Annotated in this window: 24 protein-coding genes and 1 pseudogene; 11 read left to right on the top strand and 14 right to left on the bottom strand. The window is 58.1% G+C overall.

All coding sequences use genetic code 11. From position 1 onward, the window contains the following. Positions 1-20 precede the first annotated feature (20 nt). Positions 21-1,082: a 4-hydroxythreonine-4-phosphate dehydrogenase PdxA gene (locus PHA01_RS21540; protein ID WP_271898401.1), complete on the bottom strand. Its 1,062-nt coding sequence runs from the start codon at positions 1,080-1,082 to the stop codon at positions 21-23. A gap of 181 nt (positions 1,083-1,263) precedes the next feature. On the opposite strand from PHA01_RS21540, the gene PHA01_RS21535 reads away from it, so the two are divergent. Further along, positions 1,264-1,947 carry a GntR family transcriptional regulator gene (locus tag PHA01_RS21535; protein WP_271898400.1) on the top strand — a complete coding sequence of 228 codons (684 nt, stop codon included), beginning with the start codon at positions 1,264-1,266 and terminating at the stop codon, positions 1,945-1,947. Here PHA01_RS21535 and PHA01_RS29450 read toward each other — a convergent pair. Both PHA01_RS29450 and PHA01_RS29590 read right to left on the bottom strand, forming a co-directional pair. Continuing rightward, positions 1,905-2,069 (bottom strand): hypothetical protein, encoded by a 165-nt coding sequence (locus PHA01_RS29450; RefSeq protein WP_417021005.1) that lies wholly within the window; start codon positions 2,067-2,069, stop codon positions 1,905-1,907. The two genes, PHA01_RS21535 and PHA01_RS29450, sit on opposite strands and share 43 nt — an antisense overlap. A gap of 26 nt (positions 2,070-2,095) precedes the next feature. Beyond that, complete coding sequence (locus tag PHA01_RS29590; protein ID WP_465248742.1) at positions 2,096-2,344, bottom strand: hypothetical protein; 249 nt, start codon at positions 2,342-2,344, stop codon at positions 2,096-2,098. Here PHA01_RS29590 and PHA01_RS21530 point away from each other — a divergent pair. The 3 genes from PHA01_RS21530 (at position 2,277) to PHA01_RS21520 (ending at position 4,959) form a co-directional block, all read left to right on the top strand. Then, positions 2,277-2,606, top strand: coding sequence for a zinc-binding dehydrogenase (locus tag PHA01_RS21530; protein WP_465248741.1), 330 nt, complete (start codon positions 2,277-2,279; stop codon positions 2,604-2,606). The two genes, PHA01_RS29590 and PHA01_RS21530, sit on opposite strands and share 68 nt — an antisense overlap. A 159-nt stretch (positions 2,607-2,765) precedes the next feature. After that, a complete protein-coding gene (locus tag PHA01_RS21525; RefSeq protein WP_271898399.1) occupies positions 2,766-2,999 on the top strand; it encodes a hypothetical protein in 234 nt (77 codons plus the stop codon). Positions 3,000-3,414: 415 nt separating this feature from the next. Then, positions 3,415-4,959 carry a Fic family protein gene (locus PHA01_RS21520; RefSeq protein ID WP_271898398.1) on the top strand — a complete coding sequence of 515 codons (1,545 nt, stop codon included), beginning with the start codon at positions 3,415-3,417 and terminating at the stop codon, positions 4,957-4,959. 577 nt (positions 4,960-5,536) lie between these two features. Here the strand turns inward: PHA01_RS21520 and PHA01_RS21515 are convergent. From PHA01_RS21515 to PHA01_RS21500, 4 genes and pseudogenes are all read right to left on the bottom strand, one after another. After that, positions 5,537-5,971, bottom strand: a complete 435-nt coding sequence (locus PHA01_RS21515; protein ID WP_271898397.1) for a GlcG/HbpS family heme-binding protein — start codon at positions 5,969-5,971, stop codon at positions 5,537-5,539. A 339-nt stretch (positions 5,972-6,310) separates the two neighbouring features. Further along, a pseudogene (locus PHA01_RS21510) lies at positions 6,311-6,528 on the bottom strand (ribosome small subunit-dependent GTPase A); the annotation flags it as partial. Between the two features lie 46 nt (positions 6,529-6,574). Continuing rightward, positions 6,575-7,723 carry a 3-hydroxyacyl-CoA dehydrogenase NAD-binding domain-containing protein gene (locus PHA01_RS21505; RefSeq protein ID WP_271898396.1) on the bottom strand — a complete coding sequence of 383 codons (1,149 nt, stop codon included), beginning with the start codon at positions 7,721-7,723 and terminating at the stop codon, positions 6,575-6,577. A gap of 1 nt (position 7,724) precedes the next feature. Next, on the bottom strand, positions 7,725-8,489 hold the full coding sequence (locus PHA01_RS21500) for an enoyl-CoA hydratase-related protein (RefSeq protein ID WP_271898395.1): 765 nt from the start codon (positions 8,487-8,489) through the stop codon (positions 7,725-7,727). A gap of 137 nt (positions 8,490-8,626) precedes the next feature. On the opposite strand from PHA01_RS21500, the gene PHA01_RS21495 reads away from it, so the two are divergent. The 7 genes from PHA01_RS21495 to PHA01_RS21465 are packed head-to-tail and all read left to right on the top strand — an operon-like array spanning position 8,627 to position 16,206. After that, complete coding sequence (locus PHA01_RS21495; protein WP_271898394.1) at positions 8,627-10,924, top strand: bifunctional salicylyl-CoA 5-hydroxylase/oxidoreductase; 2,298 nt, start codon at positions 8,627-8,629, stop codon at positions 10,922-10,924. Beyond that, positions 10,925-11,680 (top strand): SDR family NAD(P)-dependent oxidoreductase, encoded by a 756-nt coding sequence (locus PHA01_RS21490; RefSeq protein ID WP_271898392.1) that lies wholly within the window; start codon positions 10,925-10,927, stop codon positions 11,678-11,680. It begins immediately after the preceding gene. Continuing rightward, a complete protein-coding gene (locus PHA01_RS21485; RefSeq protein ID WP_271898391.1) occupies positions 11,677-12,180 on the top strand; it encodes a MarR family winged helix-turn-helix transcriptional regulator in 504 nt (167 codons plus the stop codon). The genes PHA01_RS21490 and PHA01_RS21485 overlap by 4 nt, the downstream gene beginning before the upstream one ends. Then, positions 12,173-12,985, top strand: a complete 813-nt coding sequence (locus PHA01_RS21480) for an enoyl-CoA hydratase family protein (RefSeq protein ID WP_271898390.1) — start codon at positions 12,173-12,175, stop codon at positions 12,983-12,985. Before PHA01_RS21485 ends, PHA01_RS21480 begins: the two co-directional genes overlap by 8 nt. Before the next feature lies 1 nt (position 12,986). Continuing rightward, positions 12,987-14,144: an acyl-CoA dehydrogenase family protein gene (locus PHA01_RS21475; RefSeq protein WP_271898389.1), complete on the top strand. Its 1,158-nt coding sequence runs from the start codon at positions 12,987-12,989 to the stop codon at positions 14,142-14,144. 17 nt (positions 14,145-14,161) lie between these two features. After that, positions 14,162-15,787, top strand: a complete 1,626-nt coding sequence (locus PHA01_RS21470) for an AMP-binding protein (RefSeq protein ID WP_271898388.1) — start codon at positions 14,162-14,164, stop codon at positions 15,785-15,787. Between the two features lie 23 nt (positions 15,788-15,810). Further along, positions 15,811-16,206 (top strand): RidA family protein, encoded by a 396-nt coding sequence (locus PHA01_RS21465; RefSeq protein ID WP_271898387.1) that lies wholly within the window; start codon positions 15,811-15,813, stop codon positions 16,204-16,206. On the opposite strand, the gene PHA01_RS21460 is transcribed toward PHA01_RS21465, so the two are convergent. The 7 genes from PHA01_RS21460 to PHA01_RS21430 form a co-directional block, all read right to left on the bottom strand. Then, positions 16,203-17,735: an indolepyruvate oxidoreductase subunit beta family protein gene (locus PHA01_RS21460; RefSeq protein ID WP_271898386.1), complete on the bottom strand. Its 1,533-nt coding sequence runs from the start codon at positions 17,733-17,735 to the stop codon at positions 16,203-16,205. The two genes, PHA01_RS21465 and PHA01_RS21460, sit on opposite strands and share 4 nt — an antisense overlap. A 1-nt stretch (position 17,736) precedes the next feature. Then, complete coding sequence (locus PHA01_RS21455) at positions 17,737-19,890, bottom strand: indolepyruvate ferredoxin oxidoreductase subunit alpha (protein ID WP_271898385.1); 2,154 nt, start codon at positions 19,888-19,890, stop codon at positions 17,737-17,739. A 45-nt stretch (positions 19,891-19,935) separates the two neighbouring features. Continuing rightward, positions 19,936-20,727: a cyclase family protein gene (locus PHA01_RS21450; RefSeq protein ID WP_271898384.1), complete on the bottom strand. Its 792-nt coding sequence runs from the start codon at positions 20,725-20,727 to the stop codon at positions 19,936-19,938. A gap of 126 nt (positions 20,728-20,853) precedes the next feature. After that, a complete protein-coding gene (locus PHA01_RS21445) occupies positions 20,854-22,134 on the bottom strand; it encodes a cysteine desulfurase-like protein (RefSeq protein WP_271898383.1) in 1,281 nt (426 codons plus the stop codon). Between the two features lie 63 nt (positions 22,135-22,197). Beyond that, complete coding sequence (locus tag PHA01_RS21440; RefSeq protein WP_271898382.1) at positions 22,198-22,872, bottom strand: amino acid ABC transporter permease; 675 nt, start codon at positions 22,870-22,872, stop codon at positions 22,198-22,200. 83 nt (positions 22,873-22,955) lie between these two features. Continuing rightward, positions 22,956-23,750 (bottom strand): ABC transporter substrate-binding protein, encoded by a 795-nt coding sequence (locus PHA01_RS21435; RefSeq protein WP_271898381.1) that lies wholly within the window; start codon positions 23,748-23,750, stop codon positions 22,956-22,958. Positions 23,751-23,834: 84 nt separating this feature from the next. Further along, the gene (locus tag PHA01_RS21430) at positions 23,835-24,953 is read right to left on the bottom strand and encodes an aminotransferase class V-fold PLP-dependent enzyme (protein WP_271898380.1); all 1,119 of its coding nucleotides are present in this window, start codon (positions 24,951-24,953) and stop codon (positions 23,835-23,837) included. Between the last annotated feature and the right edge of the window lie 38 nt (positions 24,954-24,991).

Raw genomic sequence — 24,991 nt, 5'->3', positions numbered from 1 at the left:
ACGGCACGGTCCTGTCCTCGTTAACTCCTGTTGCGCGCCGCTTCTCTCGAGACGATTTGCTGCCTGGCCATTTTCGCCGCCAACAGCCCAGCCTCGCGCGACGCGCCGACGTCCGCGATGCCGCGCCCGGCAATGTCGTAGGCTGTGCCGTGTGCCGGCGTACAGAGCGGGAATGGCAACCCACCCATCATCGTGACTCCCTTGTCAAAGCCCATCATCTTCATCGCGATCTGGCCCTGGTCGTGGTACATGGTTAAAACTGCGTGGAAGCCTTCCTTCAATGCCCGCAGGAACACCGTGTCTGCGGGAAATGGCCCATCCACGGCATAGCCCGCAGCCTTCGCACGGGCGACGGCAGGCTCGATGACTTCGATTTCCTCCATCCCGAAACTGCCGCCATCGCCAGCATGCGGATTGAGCCCTGCGACTGCGATTTTGGGATTGTCGATGCCAGCGAGGCGCAGACAGGCAGCGGTCAGCTCGACCTCCGCCAGGATGGCGTCGATGCTGATGTGGGCGGAAACGGCAGAAAGCGGGATATGCGAGGTTACACGCGCATTCCAGACGCGTTCGAGAACGTTGAACTCGCGCATCTTGCCGTTGAAGGACAGAACATCGGAAACAAATCGAATCTCGTCATCGTAGCCGGGATAGGCGTAACGCATCGCTTTCTTGTTGAAAGGTGTGAAGCAGATTCCATCAACGCTCCCCTTGTCGGCCAGATGGAGAGCGAAGCGAAAATTTTCGGTCGCAAACGTACCACCTGCAAGCGTTGCCTCGCCTCGCACCACATCCTTGGAATCGAGGTTGCAAAGATCCACAAAGACTGGCCGCTCCGAAAGTTCCGTCGAGAAGTCGCTCGCAGACCGATAGTCGAGATCGAGTTCGATGTTTGCGGTTCCTGCACCCTCCTCCAGGATGCGGCGATCGCCGATGACGATGAAATGAGCAGCATTTTGGAGTTCAGGCAGGGCAAGCATTCGTGCGGTGAGTTCCGGACTAATTCCGGCCGGATCGCCCATGGCAAGCGCCAGAACGGGCCGCACCACTTCCGCGGTGGCTGCTGGTTTGGCATTCGCCATAAAAAACTCCTCCTCTCCGATGAGGCTTAAAGGACTACAAACAAATTTTCCTGTATGCAAGCATTTTGTATACAGTATAAAAAATAACGTATGAAGTCGGTATCATTTTTGTTCTACCAATGCGAAAATGACCGGAGGGACCGACTCGCCAGTTGGGCGGCGGAACGAGGAGAGAAACACCATGGCATCTGAAATGGTCGAGGCTAACGGACGACGGACAGTTGCCACTATCTCGCGTCAGTCGCTCCATGGAGAAATCGTCACGCGTTTGCGGGACATGATCATCGAAGGAGATCTGCAGCCGGGCGAGCGCATTTACGAAACCCAGCTCGGAGAGGAACTGGGCGTATCGCGCACGCCGCTGCGCGAAGCCTTGAAATTCCTGGCCAGCGAAGGGTTGGTTGAGCTCGTGCCAAGCCGGGGGGCCGTGGTCAAGCGTTTCTCCGCCAAGGATGTGGAGGATATGCTCATTGTCCTGCGGTCATTGGAAATGCTCGCCGGACGTATCGCATGCGCGGTGGCGAGCGACGAAGGCATCGCGCGGTTGCGTTCACTTCATGATGCAATGGTAAAACACTATAAGGCTGCTGAACGGCTCGAATATTACAAGGTGAATCAACAGATCCATACGGGGATTGTAGCCCTGGCAAACAATGCCCCCCTGGCCGAAGTGCACGGATTGCTACAATCGCGTGTGAAGCGCATCCGTTTCATCGGACACGAGGGAGCTGAACGATGGGCAGGAGCAGTGGCCGAGCATGAGAGGATCATTGCAGCGCTCGAAGCACGCGACGCCGAGACTTTAGCTCGCGAGCTAGACACTCACCTCGCCAATGGCTGGGAGCGGGTGAAGTCCGTCGTGTGATTTACGAGATTTTCTTTCTGGCTGTCATACGCATCTGCCGCCACGAAGTATGAATTTGCATAGTTCGGAACCCCGGTGTTTGCCGGAATAAGCGTTACGATCTCGGGACCAAGCACGGACACCGCCTTGGTGTTCGTGAGAAATCCGGTCACCGCGTCGACTTGGCCGGAAATAGCGGTGTCATGTCCGCGCCCATCGTGACGACTTTTCCGTTGTCTCGGTCGAGGTCGGCGCGGACGTCGTCATCGACTACAAGAAGGAAGACTACATCAGCGCTATCATGCGGGAAACGGAAGGCCGCGGAGTCGACGTCGTGTTTGACACCATTGGTGGCGACATTGGCCCGTAGCCCGGACGTGCTCGCGCAACTTGGCCGCGTGGTCTCGATCGTGGACATCGCACAGCCACAGAACCTCATTGAAGCATGGGGCAAGAACGCAAGTTATCACTTCGTTTTCACAAGGCAAAACCGCGGAAAGCTTGATGAACTGAGCACATTAATAGAGCGTGGTCAGCTGCGGCCGCACGTTGGGGCTGTCTATGCGCTCGCTGACATCCCCCTCGCTCATACCCGGCTTGAGAGCCCGAACAACAGTATCCAGGGAAAAATCGCGATGGCAGTTGACCCGTCGGCTGACACTGCGCGTGCACGCTCATAAACGCTCCAACTCACTTTAAAGGTTCAACCATGATTTATGAGATCGCTGTGCTGCCCATTTACAAGGAGCATCTGAAACGTTCAGACAAGCATTCGCCGAAGTCGTTCCGCTACCTACCCGCGCAGAAGGTTACCCCGGTCACTGGCGCAAGAGATCGAAATGCCCGAACTATTCCACCTGATTGCTCGAGGGCGCTCAATCGAGGATCACACGTTGGGCTTCGAAGCGAGTGAAGACCATCGGATGTTCATGATGGGCTTACAGGAATATTTTTCGGAAGAACCGCATGTCTATCATCTCGAAGGCGGAGCTTTTGCCGCAAGCGAACATGATGATCTGAATAGTGCCGTTAGTATGGACAACGCCGGTACGCCTAGGAATTTGCGGCTTTAAAAGTATTGGGTGGTTGTTAGCTCGTTTTGACTGCCACTCATTTCCGGCACGCAAATCCCGCTGTCAGTCGGTGAAGGAAAGACTTATGCAGATTGGGACTTCAAAGAGATTTACCCGGGTGACTCGCGTGTCGCAATGAACTCACAACAGCGATATTTAGTACTCACTGACGCAGCTGCTGAACAAACAAAACATACCCTTAACCGCCAGGAAATTTGGCGGAGGCCGCGCTAACCGCTTAAATCACATAGTTACCCCATTATCCCATTGAGATATTTCATATTTCTGCCGCAACATTAAGAACTTGCAATTGCTCACCGCTAAAAACTTGTGATTTCACGGCATGATTGACTTGTGATAGATCATCATTATATACTTGTAATTGCACAACACCAAAAACTTGCAAGGGCAGGTAATGGCCAAGCCCCATGAAAAACTCTCTGAATCCCTAGCCATCCTCAAAAAGCTGCAGGAAGGCGGGCGGCGCATATTCAAGTCGGACGAACTATCCCGCGTTCACCGAGAGCGACTGCTGCAGAATGGCTTTCTGCGCAATGTGATTAGAGGCTGGGTCATGTCGACCGGCCCGCAGGCGCAGCAACAGGACACCACCCCCTGGTACGCAAGCTTCTGGGAATTCTGTTCTCTGTACTGCAATGAGCGGTTCGGCAAGGACTGGTTCTTGTCACCAGAGCAGTCGCTTTTGCTGCATGCGGAAGCGCCCACCATTCCGCCGCAGGTGGTGGTTAACACACCCAAGGGCAAGAACAACAAAATCGACCTGTTGTTTGGCACTTCCATCTATGACCTCCAAGTCAAGGAAATGCCAGAACAGCTGACGGAAAAGAACCGTCAGCGCATATTCACGGTTGAGGCCGCGCTTATTCGTGTACCGGAAGCATTTTTCCAGCGCGCGCCGATCGAGATACAGATCGCAATGGCGTCCGTGCGCGACGTCTCAACTGTTCTGGCCTTATTGCTTGATGGCGGCCATTCCTCCGTGGCGGGACGACTTGCCGGCGCTTTCCGCCGCGTAGGGCGCGACGCCTTCGCGGATGAAATCGTGGCGGCCTTTAAAGCGGCCGGGTATGACGTGCGCGAGTCCGATCCGTTCGCGGGTCAAGCTGGTGTGACCGTTATCCCGGCGGGGGTACCGCCGCTTGTCGCCCGCCTGCGCGCGATCTGGGAATCACAGCGCGAAGCCGTCATTGAAATATTCCCAAAGGCAACTGGCCTGCCGGTCGACAAGGACGCCTATATGAAGTTCCTCGAGGATATCTACGAGAGCGACGCCTATCATTCGCTGTCGATCGAAGGGTACAGCGTCACACCCGAGCTCATCGACCGTGTGAGAGAGGGAAGCTGGAACCCGGAGATCGATGAAGACGACCGCAAGAACCGGGATGCGCTTGCCGCGCGCGGTTACTACCTCGCCTTTCAGAAGGTCAAAGAGTCGGTCGCCGCTATCATAAACGGCAAGCCGGCAGGAGCGTTGACGCGGGAAACACATCGAGAATGGTACCGGGAACTGTTCGCGCCCTCCGTGACCGCTGGTATACTCAGGGCGAGTGCGCTTGCCGGATATCGCAATCAATCTGTGTACCTGCGGGGCTCACAACATGTACCGCCGCGAGCAGAGGCGGTGGCCGATGGGATGATCGCGCTATTCGATTTACTGGAGGCGGAGAAAGAAGCATCCGTGCGCGCCGTGCTCGGACACTGGCTCTTGGGCTATGTGCATCCCTATCCGGACGGCAATGGCCGGATAGCGCGGTTTCTCATGAATGCCATGCTGGCCTCCGGCGGTTATCCCTGGACAGTCGTCAGGGTGGAAGACCGCAGGGCCTATCTGGCAGGGCTGGAGGAAGCGAGCGGCAATATGAATGTGAAGCCGTTTGCCGCGTTCCTGGCAGAGCAGGTGAAGTGGTCGTTTGAACAAACAAGTAGCGGCGTACGGTAACGGTGTTGCGTAGGGCTAGGCATGTGCCCATCCAACCCGGCCATGCCTGAACCAGAAATGCGAAGCGCAAATCCTCGTTCCGCTAACGCTTTGACCGTGGTGCTGACGTCGATCGCGTCGACAGCTCGGCCTGAGCGCTTCCGACACTTGGAAATGTATCGCACTGCAACTGCGAGTTCCTCAACTATATAAACGATTGATCCGTCTCGGATCCAAGTTTTGTTCAATCAGGAACTGGGCGAGAAACCGTTCGTTTGTAAATGCCGATAATAGGCGAATATCGAGCATTTTGGATTGTAGCTTGAATGTCTACAAGCCTGTTGTGTAGTGCCCTATTCAATGGTCACCTTGAAAAAGATCGGGACTGCAAACCCGCGCTAGTCGTCCCCTCTCGTTCCGAATAACTATATGATTTGGCAAACCCACCAGAGAACGCCGACGGCTTCGCGCCTTATCCGATCGTCCTTCCTCAGAAAACGCAGAAGTGGTGGTCTCCACTCTCGAGATCGAACCGGGCGTTGAACTCGCGCAACCCATTCGCGCCTATGGAGTTTCCAATCGTACGGAGTGTTCTTACCTACGTTCGCCAAGGGTGCTCTGGCAATTCAATCTGGCCGACAGCGCGTACGCCGGCCTCAGCAACGGCGTGATCATTCTCGACCGTCGACCCGCTTACTCCAACAGCACCGCTCATCACACCGTCGTCATCGACGATTGGAATTCCACCTGGGAAGGTGATGAGACCGTCATTGGAGTGCTCGATACCATACAGGGGGCCGTTCGGCTGAGATAATTGGCCGATTTGCCCGGTCATCATACCAAAAAAAAGCGCCGTCTTAGCCTTCTTATGGGAGATGTCGATAGACCCGACCCACGCATCGTCCATTCGATAAAAGGCCTTCAGGTTTCCCCCGGAGTCGACCACGGCTATACACATTTGCGTATTCAAGGCCTCGGCCTTTGCACGAGAGGCTTCGACGATTTTCTGTGCTTGTGCTATCGTTACATGCATCGGAGTATCTCCTCGACTTCAACGTGCCCGACGCCAGCGTGCCGCGATTAGCCGTCGGCGTCAACGGGCGGGACTGCTTGCGGGTGGCCGTGAAGGCCGTCGAAGTGATGACCGCCGTGGAAGCCGTGGTTCCTGAAGATCAGCTTCCATCAAGGGTTCAAGCGATCGAATTTGCGCCTCCAACTGTCCGCGACGGTCTGCAACGCGTCTCTGGCTGTCGTTTGACCCTGGAGCGTGCTTGATGCCCGCGCGGAGATCAAGCTCGAGCGAGCCCCAATTGGCGTCATTCGGGTTGGGTTGGGCCAAAAGCAGGCATCTGGCCGGCTCACCCAAGGGGTTTTAACGTCTAGTTTTAGGGCCAAGGACGGAACGGGTGCCACGCGATCTGACTCCTTCAACGGTATTACCCCGGTTTTCGTCCTGCAGCTTTTGCCAGCGGGCCAATCGCTGAGGGTCTATCTTGCCTAATGCCATTGCTATTTGCACAGCGCAGCCCGTTCATGAGCGTGGGTACAATCGCGAAACCTGCAATGCGAGGCAAGTTCTGTAATTTCGGCGGTCGCCTAGCCGCTGGGTTCTATTTTCAAGTGGTTCAAGGGGGAGCTATTGACCTGCAAATTGCGCGAGTGATGCACAGATTTCATAGCGTCCGGAGGTATCGGTTTGCGCGCAGCGCTGCAGCGTCTTGATGATCTTTGGAACGCCTATGATCTGCGCAAGGTCGCGCGGCCCATACTTGAAATTGAGGCCAAGCCTGACAGCCGTGTTGATAGCTTCCGCCGAGGCGAGTTCTTCCTGAAAGGCGAAGGCTGCCTCATTGGCGAGCATTGAAGCAACGCGCAGGAAAATATCCGGATCACAGTGGATTTCCGCTAATGCGCTGGTTTTCTCACGTGGATAGGTGAAAAAGCCCGAGCCGGTTTTCCGGCCCAATTTCCCCTTACGCACCATATTTTCAAGGATCGACGAAGGCGTGAAGCGCGGCGCTTGTCCAAAAGCGTTCCAGACCGCCCGTGTCGCATGAAGGTTTATATCGACGCCAACGAGATCGATGAGTTCGAACGGTCCAAGCGGAAAGCCTCCCGACGATTTTAGACAGGCATCAATGGTAGCCGCATCGGCAGCGCCCTGCTCCAGCAGTTTCAATGCTTCACCATAGAATGGCCGGGCACAACGATTGACCAGAAAGCCCGGACTGTCTCGCACCTCGACAGCTATCTTGCCAAGCCCTTCAACGACCGCTGCAAGCTGCTTCATGATGGCCGGATCTGTCGCGGGCGCTGCAACCACTTCGACCAATTTCATCACGGTTGCAGGGTTGAAGAAATGCAACCCCGCGCATCGACGGGGGTTCTGCAAGCCTTCCGCTATCGCGGTGACTGACAGCGATGACGTGTTGGTTGCAAGGATGCAGCTATCATCGCACACGGTTTCCAGCGCGCGAAACAATCCAACCTTGGCGTCAATGGTTTCAATGATGGCTTCGATAATAAGCTCGCAAGGCGCGAGACCAGCCAGATCATCTGCGATCACGATGTTCCTGGCCGCTACAGCCAATTCATCCTCACCGGCCTTGCCACGAGCGATGCGCTCCTCGATGCCGATAAGAATGGTCGCCTTGGCTGTCGCCGCCATGCCCGGAACGGCATCATACAAGATCGTCCGTTTGCTGCCACGCGCCATGAGTTGGGCAATGCCGCGACCCATCACGCCCGCGCCAACGACGCCGATTACATCGATTGTTTCACTCATGTCAGCGCCCCTTGAAGTCCGGCTTGCGCTTGGCACGAAAGGCGGCGATGCCTTCAGCCTTGTCCTCGGTGGAGAGCAGCAGTTCGAACGAGCGGCGCTCCAGATCGAGGCCCTCCGGTTTGTCCAATGCTGTCAGCACCGCCTGCTTGGCGAACTGCTGCGCCAAAGGAGCGCCCTGGGCCAGCTTGGCAGCGATTTCTTTGGCCGTTGGCAGTGCTTCGCCAGCAGCGCTTGTATGGGAAGCAAGGCCCCATTCGAACGCTTCCCGTCCAGTGATGGTTTCGCCGCTCAGGACCATCCGCATCGCTCGCCATTTGCCGATGCTGGTTGCAAGGCGCTGGACACCACCTGCGCCGGGTATGAGACCAAGCCGTACCTCCGGCTGGCTGAACGTGGCATTTTCGGCAGCCACGATGAGATCGCAGCGCTGCGCAAGTTCGAAACCGCCGCCGAGGCAGTAACCTTCCACCGCGGCGATGAGCGGCTTGCGCACCTTGGCAATCGTCTCCCAGGAATGCAGCCGCAGATCATGCACGCCGTCCAGGGCAGTCCTGTCGGCAATCTCGCCGATATCCGCGCCAGAGGCGAAATTGCCATCCGCGCCCGTCAGGATGACGAGGCGTATTTCGGGATCGCGGTCGAAATGAGCCAACGCTTCCGCCAGTTGCTTCAGCATACCGGTGTTGAGCGCATTGCATGCATTTGGGCGGTCAAGGGTCAGGATCGCATAGCCATCCTGTATTTCGGTTCGGATAGTGTTTTCCAACGCGAGCCTCCCATTTTCCATGCTCAATATCCGCACAATCAAATAAATAATTCAAGCTTGAAATTTCATACTTGAAATTATTTTCAGGCAGTGACACGATGATGGCACGACGAGGTTCAAACCGGAGTGCATGTCTGATGAAGATCGCCTGTCTCGGAGGAGGACCTGCCGGTCTCTATTTCGCGATCAGCATGAAGCTGCGCGATCCTGCTCACGACATCACCATCATCGAGCGTAACAAAGCCGATGATACATTCGGCTGGGGCGTGGTGCTTTCCAACGAAACGCTCGGCAATCTCGCTGCCAATGATGCGATCAGCGCCGAGGCCATCCGCACGCAATTCGCCTATTGGGACGATATAGCCGTTCACTTCAAAAACACCGAAACTGTATCGACCGGACACGGCTTTTGCGGCATTGGCCGCAAAAAGCTGCTGCTTGTGTTGCAAAACCGCGCGAGAGAACTCGGCGTTCACCTGCGCTTCGAAACGCCGATCGACGACGTGGTGGCCTTGGGCAAGACTTATGATCTGGTCATCGGAGCCGATGGGTTGAACTCGCGCACCCGCGCCGCATTCGCCGAGCATTTCAAGCCTGAGATCGACGTACGCAAATGCAAGTTCGTTTGGCTCGGCACACACCAGAAGTTCGACAATGCCTTCACCTTCATCTTCGAAGAGACCGAGCATGGCTGGATCTGGGCGCACGCCTACCAGTTCGATGACGACACGGCGACGTTCATCGTCGAATGCACGCAGGCGACCTGGGACAAGTTCGGCTTCGGCGCAATGAGCCAGCAGGAGTCCATCGCTGTGTGCGAACGGATTTTCGCGAGATATCTCGGCGGTCATGCGCTGATGACCAATGCCAATCATATTCGCGGCTCGGCATGGATCAGCTTTCCCCGCGTGCTGTGCGAGAAATGGTCGTATCAAAACGTCGTGCTCCTCGGCGATGCCGCGGCAACGGCGCATTTCTCCATCGGCTCCGGCACCAAGCTGGCGCTCGAAAGTGCTATCGCGCTGGCAGAGTACCTGCATACGGAAAAGTCGATTGGTGCAGCCTTCGATAAATATGAGGACGAGCGCCGTTTGCAGGTGCTGCGGCTGCAATCTGCCGCGCGCAATTCGCTCGAATGGTTCGAGGATGTGGAGCGCTATTTCGATCTTGATCCCGTCCAATTCAATTATTCACTGCTGACCCGCTCGCAGCGTATCAGCCATGAAAATTTGCGCCTGCGCGACCGCAACTGGCTGGCCAATGCGGAAGCGTGGTTTCAGGAAAAAGCTGGCGCCGGGCAAGGCACGCACCGCGCTCCGATGTTCGCGCCGTTCCAACTACGCGGTATGGCGCTGAAGAACCGAATCGTCGTTTCGCCCATGGCGCAATACAAAGCCATCGATGGGACACCGAACGACTGGCATCTGGTGCATTATGGCGAGCGTGCCAAGGGCGGTGCGGGCATGGTAACCATCGAGATGACCTGCGTCAGTGACGAAGGGAGGATCACACCCGGATGCACCGGCATGTATGCGCCCGAGCATGAAGACGGATGGAAGCGGATCGTCGATTTTGTCCATGCAGAGACTGACGCCAAGATCTGCTGCCAACTCGGCCATTCCGGCGCCAAGGGCTCGACGCGGGTCGGCTGGGAAGGCATGGACGAGCCGCTCACCGACGGCAATTGGCCAGTGCTTTCCGCATCCGAGCTCGCATGGTCGAAACAGAACCAGACCCCGCACGCCATGACGCGCACTGACATGGACCGCATACGCGATCAATTCGTCACGGCGGCGCTGATGGCAAATCGCGCCGGATTCGACATGCTGGAACTGCACGCGGCGCATGGCTATCTGCTGTCCTCATTCATCACGCCGATGATGAACAACCGTACCGACGAATATGGCGGTTCACTGGAGAACCGCGTGCGCTATCCGCTGGAGATTTTCCGCACCGTGCGGCTAGCCTGGCCCGATGAAAAGCCGATCTCCATGCGAATCTCGGCCAATGACTGGGTCGGCAAGCAAGGCGTTACGCCACAGGACGCGGTGGAGATTGCGCGGATGCTGCAAACAGCGGGCGTTGATATCTGCGATGTTTCTGCCGGACAGACCTCGGTCGATGCGCGTCCGGTCTATGGCCGCATGTTCCAGACGCCATTTTCGGACCGCATCCGCAACGAGACAGGCATGGCGACGATGGCTGTCGGCAATATCTACGAGCCGGACCATGTGAACTCGATCCTGCTTGCCGGGCGTGCCGATCTCGTCTGCCTTGCGCGTCCGCATCTCAGCGATCCGTACTGGACATTGCACGCGGCCGTCGCCTTGGGCGACAAGACCGAATCTTGGCCAAAGCCCTATTATCCCGGCCGCGACCAGATGGTTCGACTGGCAGAGCGGGCCGAGACCATCACTCCGGTCGAGGGCGCATAGGTGGCGGGCTCGCTCGAAGGTAAGGTCGCGCTGGTCACCGGCGGCGGCACCGGGGTTGGCGCTGCGATCGCGCTGCAACTCGCAGGACAGGGGGCCCGGGTGATTATCTCCGGGCGACGGGCCGATGTGTTGGCGAAGACAGCGGCAAAATCGGTATTGATTGTTCCGATTGCCGCCGATGTAACTGACGAGGCTTCCTCTAAGCACCTGTTCGAACAGATCGGCAGCCAGCTCGATATCGTCATCGCCAATGCGGGTGCCGCCGAAAGCGCGCCATTCCACCGCCTCGATCTCAAGACGTGGAAGAACCAGATCGATCTTAATCTTACTGGCGTGTTCACCACATTTCACCACGCGCTTCCGGCCATGATGCAAGTCAACAGCGGCAGGCTCATCGCCATTGCCTCGACTGCGGGGTTGAAGGGCTATGCCTATGTTTCGGCTTATACCGCGGCCAAGCATGGGGTTGTCGGTCTGACGCGGGCGCTGGCACTGGAGCTCGCCAAGACGGGTATTACCGTCAATGCGATCTGTCCCGGCTTTGTCGATACACCCATGCTGGACCATTCCATAGAGACTATCATGCAGAAGACCGGCAAGAGCCACGCCGAAGCAGTCACCGCGCTCGCTGCATCCAATCCGCAAAAACGGCTGATCCAGCCAAACGAAGTTGCACAGACCGTTTTGTGGTTGTGTGGCCCGAATTCTCATTCCATCACCGGCCAGGCGATTGCCATTTCAGGAGGGGAAATATGAGCAACCCGACACAGCAACCGTCCCTCGATGAGGGCGCATCCCCTGCTTTCGTCAAGCAGAACCTGCGGGTCTGGCTGAAGATGCTGAAGGCGACCAAGCATATCGAAGCGACAATACGCGAAAAGCTGCGGATGGAGTTCGATACCACGCTACCGCGTTTCGACGTGATGGCGGCGCTCTACCGCTTCGAAGAAGGGCTCAAGATGAGCGAACTGTCCTCGGCGCTGCGCGTTTCCAATGGCAACGTCACCGGGATCATCGAGCGGCTGGTTTCGGACGGTGCCGTGCTGCGTGTGCCTGTCGTGGGTGACAAGCGCGCCATGCTGGTACGCCTGACACACAAGGGTCGGGACGAGTTCTCGCGCATGGCCGCTGCGCACGAATTGTGGATCAATGACATCTTCAGCACCCTTCCGCCGGATACGACGGCACGGCTGAGTTCCATCTTGGACACAATCGAGCATTCGCGGGGACTGATTACGGGAGGTGATCATGCGTGAGATGGCAAACTACAAGGCCACCTTTTTCAAATGGCACGTCGAGGGCGGTATAGCCATCATCTCGCTCGACCGGCCGGAGCGCAAGAATCCGCTGACCTTCGAGAGCTACGCGGAGCTGCGGGACTGCTTTCGCGACCTCACCTACGCCGAGGACATCAAAGCCGTGGTCTTTGGCTCCAATGGGGGCAATTTCTGCTCAGGCGGCGATGTGCACGACATTATCGGTCCACTGTTGAAGATGGACATGAAGCGTCTGCTCGACTTCACCCGCATGACCGGCGATCTGGTTAAGGCGATCATGCACTGTGGCAAGCCCGTCATCGCCGCCGTCGATGGCGTCTGTGTCGGCGCGGGCGCGATCATCGCCATGGCGTCGGACCTGCGGCTTGCCGCTCCGGAAGCCAGGACGGCGTTCCTGTTTACGCGCGTCGGCCTTGCTGGCTGCGACATGGGCGCCTGTGCCATACTGCCGAGAATCATCGGCCAGGGCCGCGCCGCCGAACTGCTCTACACCGGCCGGTCCATGGCGGCTGAGGAAGGCGAACGTTGGGGTTTCTATAACCGCATTGTCCCGGCCGCAGAGCTCGACGCGGAAGCGATCAAACTGGCAAAGCGGCTGGCCGACGGGCCCACCTTCGGTCACATGATGACCAAGACGATGCTTAATCAGGAATGGTCAATGTCCATCGATCAGGCTATCGAGGCGGAAGCGCAGGCGCAGGCGATCTGCATGCAAACGAAGGATTTCCAGCGCGCCTTCGATGCTTTCGTTGCGCATGAAAAGCCCGTCTTCGGGGGCAACTAATATGGCCGACCGATCGTTTCTCGCCTGGCCATTTTTCGAAGACCGGCACCGGCAACTGGCTGATGACGTCGAAACATGGGCGGGCACCAGTCTCGGCCATATCGATCATGACGACACCGATGCAGCCTGCCGCGATCTCGTGCGCAAACTCGGTGAAGCGGGTCACCTGCTGCACACGGCCATCGATCCCGCCGATGCCTCCAGCAAGCTTGAAGTGCGCAGCCTCTGCCTGATCCGCGAGACATTGGCGCGGCATGATGGCCTTGCCGATTTCGCCTTTGCTATGCAGGGCCTCGGCACCGGTGCTTTGTCGCTGTTCGGAACAGATGCGCAAAAGCAGGCATGGCTGAACAGGACGCGCACCGGCAATGCGATATCCGCCTTTGCCCTCAGCGAACCGCAATCAGGTTCCGACGTCGCCCATATGGAACTATCGGCGACGCGTGACGGAGATGATTACATATTGAGCGGCGAGAAGACCTGGATATCCAATGGTGGCATTGCCGATGTCTATACACTGTTCGCCCGCACCGGCGAAGCGGCCGGAGCCAAGGGCATTTCGGCTTTCATCGTACCCGCCGACACTCCGGGGCTGGTGATCGCCGAGCGGCTTGAAGTCATCGCCCCGCATCCGCTGGCGCGGTTGGTTTTCGACAATTGCCGCGTTGCAGCGTCGACGCTTGTCGGCGCACCGGGCCAAGGTTTCCGCATCGCCATGTCGGTGCTGGATGTATTTCGTTCCACGGTTGCAGCAGCTGCGCTCGGCTTTGCCCGGCGGGCGCTGGACGAGACCGTATCCCGCGCCAATGGACGCCATCTCTTTGGCGCGCCCATGTCCGACCTGCAGATGGTACAGGGGCACATCGCCGACATGGCGCTCGATATCGACGCCGCCGCCCTTCTTGTCTACCGCGCGGCATGGCTGAAGGACAACGGCGCCGAACGCGTCAGCCGCGAGGCGGCCATGGCCAAGCTCTATGCAACCGATCATGCCCAGAGCGTCATCGACAAGGCGGTGCAGATCCACGGCGGTGACGGCGTGCGCAAGGGAAGCGTGGTCGAGCGGCTCTACCGGGAAATCCGGGCATTACGCATCTATGAGGGCGCATCGGACGTGCAGAAAATAATCATCGCAAGGCACGAGCTTGCCCGGAATTAATTGCGAGGGGATAAACCATGCTGGGACCGACTTCACATACGGATCACTTCACCCGGAATAATCTGCCCCGAGCCGAAGACTGGCCGGAAATGCCGATGCAAAAGTTCCAGTATCCCGAATGGCTCAACGCGGCGGTCGAACTGACCGATGTCATGGTCAATCGCGGGTTTGGCGACAATACCGCGTTAATCGGCAATGGCCGCCGCCGCACCTACAAGGAGCTGACGGATTGGACCAATCGCATCGCCCATGCGCTGATCGAAAATTACGGCGTTGAGCCCGGCAACCGCATTCTCATCCGCTCGGCGAATAATCCGGCCATGGTCGCGTGCTGGTTGGCGGCAACCAAGGTCGGGGCCGTGGTGGTCAACACCATGCCCATGCTGCGCGCCGGGGAACTCGCGCAGATCATCGACAAGGCGGAAATCAGTTTCGCCCTTTGCGATACGCGGCTGATGGAAGACATGGTGGCCTGCGCCAAAGAGAGCCTTTTCCTAAAGCACGTCGTTGGCTTTGACGGCACTGCCAACCACGATGCTGAACTCGACCGTATTGCGCTCAACAAATCCGTGCGCTTCGAGCCGGTGAAGACCGGCCGCGATGATGTTGCCCTCCTCGGCTTCACCTCTGGCACGACGGGCGAGCCCAAGGCGACCATGCATTTTCACCGCGATCTGCTGATGATCGCGGATGCCTATGCCAAGGAAGTGCTGGACGTGCAGCCCGACGATATTTTCGTGGGGTCGCCGCCGCTCGCCTTCACCTTCGGGCTGGGCGGTCTAGCGATCTTCCCCTTGCGCTTCGGGGCGGCAGCGGCCCTACTGGAGCAGGCAACGCCGACAAAGATGGTCGAAATCATCGAGACCTATAAGGCGACAATCAGCTTTACCGCGCCCACCGCCTACCGCACCATGCTGCAGGCTATGAACGAAGGCGCCGACCTTTCTTCACTGCGCGTTGCCGTTTCCGCTGGCGAGACGCTTCCCGCCCCCATATACGAGGCCTGGATGGCCAAGACTGGCAAGCCGCTACTCGATGGTATCGGCTCGACCGAAATGCTGCATATCTTCATCAGCAACCGGCTGGACGATTCAGGTCCGGGCCGCACCGGTAAGCCGGTTAGCGGCTATGAAGCCATCATTGTCGATGACGACATGCGCGAACTGCCGCGCGGCGAAACCGGCAAGCTTGCCGTGCGTGGGCCGACGGGCTGCCGCTATATGGCGGATGAGCGCCAGAAAACATATGTGCGTGACGCCTGGAACCTCACCGGCGATACCTTTTTCCAGGACGAGCACGGCTATTTTCATTTCGCAGCGCGTTCCGACGACATGATTATCTCTGCCGGATACAATATTGCCGGTCCCGAAGTCGAAGCGGCGCTGCTGTTGCATCCGGACGTCAGCGAATGTGCGGTCATCGGCGCGCCCGATGAAGCTCGCGGTCAGATCGTGCAGGCACACATCATGTTGTGCGCGGGCGTTGCCGCCGACGAGCTGACGGTCAAGCGGCTGCAGGATCATGTCAAGCAGGTGATCGCAGCGTACAAATATCCGCGTTCCATCAAATTCGTCGAGGCCCTACCGAAGACGGCGACGGGCAAGATCCAACGTTTCCAGTTGCGCAAGGCCAACCAGCATTAGAAACACGAAGGCAGGAAATCAGTATGGTAGAGATTGTTCATCCGCAGGGATGGCCGCCGGCAAAAGGTTATTCGAACGGCGTCATCGGCGAAGGCAAAACGCTGTTTGTCGGCGGGCAGATCGGCTGGACCAAGGATCAGCAGTTCGAAACGGATGACTTCGTCGAACAGGCGGAACAGACCATGCGCAATATCGCCGATGTGCTGGCAAGCGCGGGCGCCTCGCCCGCCAATATCGTGCGGCTGACCTGGTACATTACCGACAAGAAGGCCTATGTCACCCAACAGCGAAGGTTGGGCGAAGCCTATCGCCGGGTGTTCGGCCGCCACTATCCGGCAATGACGCTAGTGCAGGTTGTGGCGTTGCTGGAAGATCGCGCTCTGGTGGAGATCGAAGCCACGGCAGTGATCCCAGGTTAGTTCAGTGAGGCGATGGTCTTCAGGGCACCATCGAGCATGGTGCCTTCTTCATCTTTCAGGGCAGCTTCGCGCAGGCGGCGAATCCAATCGGCGGCATCGGGTCGGCCTTTGACCAGATCGAGGCCCGAGAGCACACGGTCAAACTTGGAGAAGGCGCGGACATGCGTATCGCTGTAGCCCTTGATCAGGCGGCGGCAGTTGAGGATTTCAACTGCAAGCGCATAATCCTGCGAAACGTGATCGAGCGCCAGTTTGTACCAGTGCTGCAGATGCGCGGTTTCCACCTGATGCCGCAGCAGCGAGCGGCGCCAGCGGCGCAGACCGCCGATGAACCACAGCATGGCAAAACCCGACATGCTGTCGGTGCGGATGCGGCGTCCACGATTGATGCGCCTGTCAAGCCAAGCCGAAACTTTCGGGCGGCTTTCGATGTAGCGGCCAAGTCCAGTCGGGAGCGTGCCGCAGAATTCCTCGATGCGGGGATGAAAATACTCGGTCAGTCGCAGGACGGTTCCATCCTTGACGCCAACTTCGGACCGTACGCGCGTGTCGCGCTTCGAACGGGTCTTGAGATCGGAAACCCGGATCATGTCGTCATAACACATGGCATTGGCGAGATGTTTCGCCGCGCTCAGCGACAGCGCGTAGCCGGGGCTGTCCAGCTTCACCGCCTGATCGAGTCGGTCGAGATATTCGGTGCCGTAGGCGACGTCCTGGTAATCGGTGACCTTGCACAGACCGCGCAGGGCCATATCGCGCACGAGCTCGGGATAGGCATTGACGCGGGCGTTGAGCGACTGCCACTGCGACAGGAGCTGCTGCGGGCCCTTTACGTTCGGCGTTGAAGGGATGGGTTGAGGTGGGAATGCATCGGGGGCTGCCTCCACATCTTTGGCGCGATCATGAGCCGCCGCGAAGGCCTTCAGACTGGCAGTCGCGCCCCGACCTGAGCCCCTGATGATTTCTTCATAGGTCTCGCGGGGAAAAGGCAGCGCGCCGGAACCCGCCAGCGCGCCGAGCAGGCTGGCTGAAATCATCGACCCGGCATCGAGCGCCATCTGCTCCATGTCGAAACTTATGAAGCGCTTCGCCGAACCCTTGGCCGCGGCCATAACCTGATCGGAAGGGGCACGCCCATCGCCGGGCTCGATCTTCTCCGAGATGGCGGCGATACGGTGCGAGGACGCGATCAGTGTCGTGCGGTTGGGCGTGACGAAGCCACGAATGATGGCGCGTCCGGCTTCCATGAGTTCGGATGCGATCAGGATATCGACATCACCCTGCGCCGGGGACAAGGCGAACACCGGCTGGCGGCCATTATCGCGGCATAGCTCGACGTAATAGATCGTCGCGCCGGTGCGCTGTGCCACGCCTGCAACCGATGTCGATTGCGCGCGGTAACCATTGACCTCGGCAACGGCAGTGATCCAGTCGGTGAGAACACCGCCGCCCTGCCCGCCAACGGCCAGTACCGCAAGCTTGATGATCCTGTCCGCTTCGGGAACTGTGGAAGGCGCCTGATCTGCCATGTTATGCGTCCACGAATTCCAGGCGGCGGCGCTCGCGCCAGTTCTGCATCATGCCGATGAGCTTGCGCCGTATGTTGTCGGCAAAACGGTCCCATGTCCCAGGATTGTGCACGACATCGGCACGGTAGAAGGACGGGCAAAGCACGGCAGCATCGGCAACTTCGCCACAATTGCCGCAGCCGACGCAGCTCTGGTCGATATGGGCAACGGGATCGTCACGCAGCGGATCGTCGAGCGTCTTGACCGAAAGTGACGGACAGCCCGACAAGCGCATACAGGCATGATCGCCAGTGCAAATATCCTCATCGACGCCGAACTTCGGCTTGACCATGCGTTCACCGCCCTTGATCGCCTTGTCGATCAGCGGCTTCTCGCGGCGCTGCCGGTTCAGCATGCATTCCGACGAAGCGACAATGACCTTCGGGCCTGTCTCCGGCGTGGTCAGCGCCTCGCGCAGCGTGTCGCGCATTTTATTGACGTCATAGGTTCGCTCGATATGGCGAACCCATTTGACTCCCATGCCTTTGACCGCTTCAGTGATAGGATGCTTGGTCGATTTCGAGCGATTGGTGGCGCGTGACGACAGAATGTCCTGCCCGCCGGTGGCGGCCGAATAGAAATTGTCGACGATGACGATCACGCCGTCATTGCGGTTGAATACCGCGTTGCCGATGGAAGAGGTCAGGCCATTGTGCCAGAAGCCGCCATCGCCGACGAAGGAGATCGACCGGCGCTTGGCGTCAGGAGAATTGAACGCGGAAGCCGATGCCGGACCGAGGCCGTAACCCATGGTCGTTGCGCCGAGCTCAAAGGGCGGCATGATCGAAAACAGATGGCAGCCGATGTCGGACGCAATGTGGTGGTGCCCCAGTTCCTGCTCGATCAGTTTGGTGGCGGCGAAGATCGGCCGCTCCGGGCAGCCGGTGCAGAACCCGGGCGGTCGCCCGGGAACGAGTGCCGTAAGATCGGAAACATCTTGGCTCATATCGGTGGTGTTGGGCGCACGTATCTGAGCTGGAAGCAGGCGCGGTGCGCGCTCACGCAGGAAGGTGCTGACCCCGTCGAACATGACCTGGCCAGTGTATTCACCAGCCATCGGCATGACTTCCTTGCCGATGATACGCGTTGTGTAATCCGCCTTATGCAGCATCGACGCCATCGCCTGCTCGATATAGTTCGGCTGGCCTTCCTCAACGACGAGCACCGCGTCTTTGCCTTGGCAAAAGCCAAGAAATTCGTCTTCCACCAACGGATAAACCGCATTGAGCACATAGAGTGGCACCTGGGTCTCGCCGTAAAGATCGGCAAGGCCTATGCGCTGCAACGCGCGGATGACGCCATTGTACATCCCGCCCTGCAGGACAATACCAACCTCAGCGATCTCAGGGCCGAAGAACTCGTTGATTTTGCGCGAGCGGATGAAATCGACCGCGGCGGGCCAGCGCTTTTCGATCTTTTCCTTCTCGTGCAGAAAAGAGGCCGGCGGCAGGACGATGCGTTTCGTATCGCGCCGGGGCGAATCCAGTGCCTCGGCGACGGTCATTGCCGGGCGCTTGTTGTCCTTGGCGATAAACTGGCCATGGACATGGCAGCAGCGGATACGCACGAGCAGCATGACCGGCGTGTTCGAAGCTTCCGAAAGCTCGAAGCTGTCTTCGACCGATTTGACAATGGAGGGCAGGTTCGGACGCGGATCGAGCAGCCAGACCTGACTCTTCATCGCAAAGGCATGGCTGCGCTCCTGCATAATGGATGAGCCTTCACCGTAATCCTCACCGACGATGATCAGCGCGCCGCCGGTAACGCCGCCCGATGCCAGGTTGGCAAGCGCATCGGAGGCGACGTTGGTGCCAACCGTGGATTTGAATGTCGCCGCGCCGCGAATGGGATAATGCACTGAGGCGGCGAGCATTGCCGTCGCCGTCGCTTCGGAGGCGCTTGCCTCGTAATGCACGCCGAGTTCGCCGAGAATATCCTGAGCATCGGCAAGCACATCCATGAGGTGGCTGATGGGAGCACCCTGATAACCACCAACATAACCGACGCCGCATTGCAGCAGCGCCTTGGTGATGGCCAAGATACCTTCGCCGGAGAATTCTTCCCCGGCACCCAGTCTCAGCTTTTCGACTTCCTTTGCGAATGACCGTTCAGCCATGTGAAAGTCTCCTCATTTCTGTATCGCATAGGCACTGGGCCGCGCTCAGGCTTTTGGAATAAGCGCCAGAACCCGCGTCGGGCTGCCCGTACCGTTCTGGATCTTCAACGGAGCGGCGATCAGGATTGCCCCCTTGGGCGGTAGCCGGTCCAGATTGCACAGGCTGGCAAGACCATAACGATTGGACTTATGCATCAGGCTGTGCGCCGGGAATGGCGGTGTCATGCCACCAGCCTGACCGGCATCGGTGCCAATGGTCTCGCTGCCCCAGCCGATAGCGCCGGTGGAAATGATGTATTCAATCGCCTCGGCTGTGGGCCCGGGGGTGTGTGGTCCGGTATTATCGGCATTGAGAAATTCCGCCTCGGAGCCGTTGCGCCTGTACCAATCGGTGCGCATCACGACCCATTCGCCGGGGTGAATAGCGCCATGCTCAGCTTCCCATGCCTTGATGTGTTCGACGGTCAGGAGGAAGTCATGATCCTTGGCTGCCTCCTTCGAGCAATCGATGACATTGACCGGCGCAACGAAATTCTTCGCGGGGATGGTATCGGTCGCGCCATCCGGATAGTCCTTGCCGGTGATCCAATGTTTAGGCGCATCGAAATGTGTCCCGGAATGCTCGCCGACCTTCAGCCAGTTCCATGCCCACCACGGACCGTTCTTGTCATAAGCGGAAATCTCATGGATTTCGATTTTCGGCGTGTCGACGGCAAGTTCCGGCGGCAACTTCAGCAAGGGGGTATCGGGACCGAGCACGGCGGCAAGATCCACCACCTCGACACCACCGGACAGGAGCAATTCAGCCAACTGGCCAAGAACTTCATTGGTTTGCATCGGTAACCTTCTCTTCCTTTTCGCGCCCTTGAGAGCGGCGTTCCCTTGATTCCAATCTACTGCACAATGCAGGCATTTGCATGCAATCCGCACATTCGAAACAGCGCGGATTGCATTTGGCTGTCGTTACGCGTGTCGCGCGATGATCGTCTTCAGCGCCTCTTCGAAGCGGTGAATTTCCGCAATCGTGTTATAATGCACCAGCGAAAGGCGAACCGCGCCGCTATCCATGCTGAGGTTGAGCCGTTTCATCAGGCGCGGCGCATACATGTGGCCGTCGCGGATACCGATCTGCATCTCAGCCATCTCTTCCGTGACAAGCTGCGGCGACAATTTGCCGACATTGAAGCAGAAGGTCGGAACGCGCTGATTGATCCGCTCGACATCGTCGATACCATAGACCGTCGCGCCACAATCCTTGAGAACACGCAGCATTTCGGTGGCGAGCTGCAGCTCATAGGCGCGGATCTTGCCCATGCCCGCAACGATATTCTCGCGGCGGGGCCGGTTGTTGGCCGCAGCGAAATTGCGGCCGATCGATTCCAGATACTTGACCGCAGCGTCCATGCCCGAGACGTTTTCGTAGATGAACGTGCCAGCCTCGACCTTGTGTGGCGGTATGTTGGGAATGAAGTCTTCGCGGAAGGTCGGCAGGCGTTCCAATGTCTCGAAGCGGCCCCACAGGAAGCCCATATGCGGCGAGAAGTTCTTGTAGCCGGAGCAGACAAGATAATCGCAATCCCAGGCCTGAACGTCGATCAGACCGTGCGGACCGTAATGCACGCAGTCGAGGAACACCTCGGCACCGGCATCATGGGCGATTTTGGCGACGGAGGTGACATCCACAATCGAGCCGATGGAATGTGCAGTGACCGTGCAGGCAACAAGACGTGTCTTGTCGTTTACCAGCGGCCGCAGATCGTCGACATGCAGATTGCCGTCGTCGCGCATGCGCCACCAGACGAATTTTGCACCGGCCGATTCGAGCGCCAGCCATGTCGCGATATTGGCGTCGTGATCCATGTCGGTGATGATGATCTCGTCGCGCTCCTGCAGCATCTGGCCGATGCCGAGGCTGACGAGACGGATGAACGAGGTCGCATTCATGCCGAAGCAGATTTCCTGCGGATCGCGGGCGTTGATGAGCAATGCCACGCTGTCGCGGGCATCGGCAATGACCTTGTCCATCTGGACGCCGCGACCGTAGCGCGCGCCGCGCTGAACGTTGAAATTGACCAAATGGTTCGTCACCGCGTCGAGCACGCTCTGCGGAATCTGCGCACCGGCGGCATTGTCGAAAAAGACGAAATCGCCAGCCTTCTGCAACGCCGGAAACATCGGGCGAATGGTCTCGACCGGAAACGCGGCTTCGTTCGAATTGGCTTGGGTCGTGTGGTGCTGGTTCATGACTGCTCCCTGGAATGAATGGCGCGCTGGGCGCCTATGCTTGTATGGACCGTGGAAATTTGTTCATCTCGAATGCTGCTGCTTGCCACGCTCCTCGAGATAACTGACAAGTCGAACGAGCGGCCAGAGGAACGCCAGATAAATGATGGCTGCACCGATCAACGGCGTCGGGTTGGCCATCAATGCCTGCGCGTCGGTTGCCTGTTTCAGCAGGTCCGGCATTGCAACAACCGAGGCGAGCGACGTGTCCTTGTAGATTGACACGCAATTGCTGGTGAGCGGCGGAATGACCACCTTCAAGGCCTGCGGAAGAATGACCTTGCGCATGGTGATCCAAAAGGAAAGGCCAAGAGCCGATGCCGCTTCGAACTGGCCCTTGGAAATATTTTCGATACCGGCGCGGCACACTTCGGCAGTGAATGCCGCAAGCACCATCGACAGCGCGATCGTGGCGGAGGTAAACGAGGTAAAGCGAATGCCTGCCAGGGGCAGCGCGTAATAGATCAGGATCAAAACGACAAGAATCGGTAAGGCGCGAAAAATGTCAATGTAGAAGATCGCCAGGTATCTCAGCCAGCTTGGCGCATAAAGCCTCATCAAGCACAGGGTCAACCCGCCAATGCAGCCGAAGAATATGGCTGCGCAGCCGAGCATGATCGTGTTGCCAAGCCCGCGTAGCAGGATCGGAAAGGATTCGACCAGAATTTCCCAGTTGAAGAAAGTGTGGATCAATTCCATAAACTTACCTGCGGGTAAACTGCTCAACAGCCCTCAGACGGGCCGGGTTGGCCGGTGCGAAACACCGGCCCCGATGTTCGAGTTTATTCGGCCTTCGGCAGCGGCAGAACCTTGACCGTGCTGGTGCCCGGCTCCGGATCGACATTGAACCACTTCTTGTGGATCGCCGCCATCGTGCCATCGGTCTTCATTGCAGCAATGGTTTCGCTGACTTTTTCAACCAGCGGACTGTCCTTCTTGGCCATCAGAGCGAAGCGCTCGCCGGTCGGGATGCGAACCAGAAGCTTGAGACCAGGCATCTTGGTCATGGCATATTGGAAGCCCGCCAACTCGCCCGCACCGCCATCGATACGGCCGTTCTGCACTTCCATCAGCAGATCTTGCTGGGCGGCATAGCTCTTCACTTCGGCAACACCGAGCTTTTCAGAATTTGCCTTGGCCCATGCATCGCCTGTCGAACCGGCGATCACGCCGATGGTCTTGCCCTTGAGCTCTTCCAGCGATTTGATGGACGAGTCAGTCTTGCCGACAACCGTGCCATCGCTGTCATAATAGGGCTGGGTGAAGGACTGGTTCTTCAGGCGGTCATTGGTGATCGAGATCGACGAAATGGCGAAGTCGATACGCCCGGAACTTGTTGCCGCAAACAAGGCCTGAAAGCCCATGTCCTGGAAATCCGGGGTCAGTTTGAGGCGCTTGGCGACTTCGCGCACGACATCGACTTCGAAGCCTTCGAAATCGCCCGAGGCAGTCTTATATTCCCAAGGGGGATTGGCCGGATACGTCCCGATGACGAGGGTATCGGCGCCAAAGACCGGTGCGGCGAAAAGTAGGCCCGACGTGACCAGAATTCCCATTAAACTCAAACGTTTCAGCATTCTGTTTCCCTCTGTTTTAGCCACTCACGGTGGCATTTTTGATATTCGCATCTCATGCTTCCTCTCAGGAGATGCACCTGCCAGTTACTCCATCATTTGCTTGAGCGCGTCGCAAAGTGCATCGACGTCGTCAAGGCTCGTCACGCTGCCCGGCGAAAGACGCAATGTCGATCCGCGCGCGTCGCAGTAGAGTTTCTGCTCGCGCAGTGCCGAAACGACGGTCGCGGCATCGAGATTTTCGGGTAGCGAAAGCATGACGCTGCCGCCGCGTTCGTGTTCATCCAAGGGGGAACCGAGCACCCAGCCATTTTCCAGCGATCGTTCAATGATACGGCTGGTCAAGGCAAAATTTTGTGCACGAATGGCATCTACGCCGGTGCTGATCACCCATTCGAGGCCTGGCAAGGAGGCGACGGAAGCAAGAATAGCGGGCGTTCCGTGATCGAAACGACGTGCGTCGGGTGCGTAGGCAAAGCGATCGAGATCCCACGAGAAAGGGTTCTCCTGGCTGAACCAGCCGCGCAGTTCCGGTTCACATCTGGAAAGAAGATCCGGCCTCAGCTGAAGAATGCCGGCGCCGGACGTGCCGCAAAGCCATTTCAGCGATGTCGAAACAACGAAATCCACGTTGGAGTGTTCAACCGAGAACGGCGCGACGCCTACGCCCTGAGTAATGTCGGCACCAACGATGGTTCCCATACGATGGCCATGCTCGACAAGCCTGGCCATATCGGAACGATGTGAGGCAGTCGAGGTGACAAACGTCAGCAGCGCGACGCCGACATCGTCCTGCCAGCGCGCGATCATGTCTTCCTCGCGCACCCATCTCTCACCGGGCCTCATGGGGACTGTGTCAAGCACGAAGCTGAAGCGGGGCGCGATCTTGGCGAGCATGAAATGCAGACTTGGAAAGCAGTCCGCCGCGACGAGAACGCGGCGTCCGGCAAGGCTCGCTTCTGGCAGGCTGCCGACCAGACTGTAAAGCGCGGTGGTGACATTTTGGGCTGTCGTCAATGATCCCGCAGGCGCATCGATCAACGTGCTCCAGAGATCAATGAAGCGTTTTCGCGCCGCCATCGCGGCAGGCCACTGACCATCATCCTCTGCAGACCATATTTCAGAAAAACCAGTCAATGCCGCGCTCATAGCCACGGCCTTTCCGGGAAAAGTGCCTATGGAATGGTAGAGGTAATAGCCCGACATACGATGCCTCAGAATATATTTGTGATCATTTGATCACA

It is taken from the genome of Candidatus Phyllobacterium onerii (assembly GCF_028331445.1).
Taxonomy (GTDB): domain Bacteria; phylum Pseudomonadota; class Alphaproteobacteria; order Rhizobiales; family Rhizobiaceae; genus Phyllobacterium; species Phyllobacterium onerii.
This window is presented reverse-complemented; position numbering and strand designations above follow the sequence as displayed.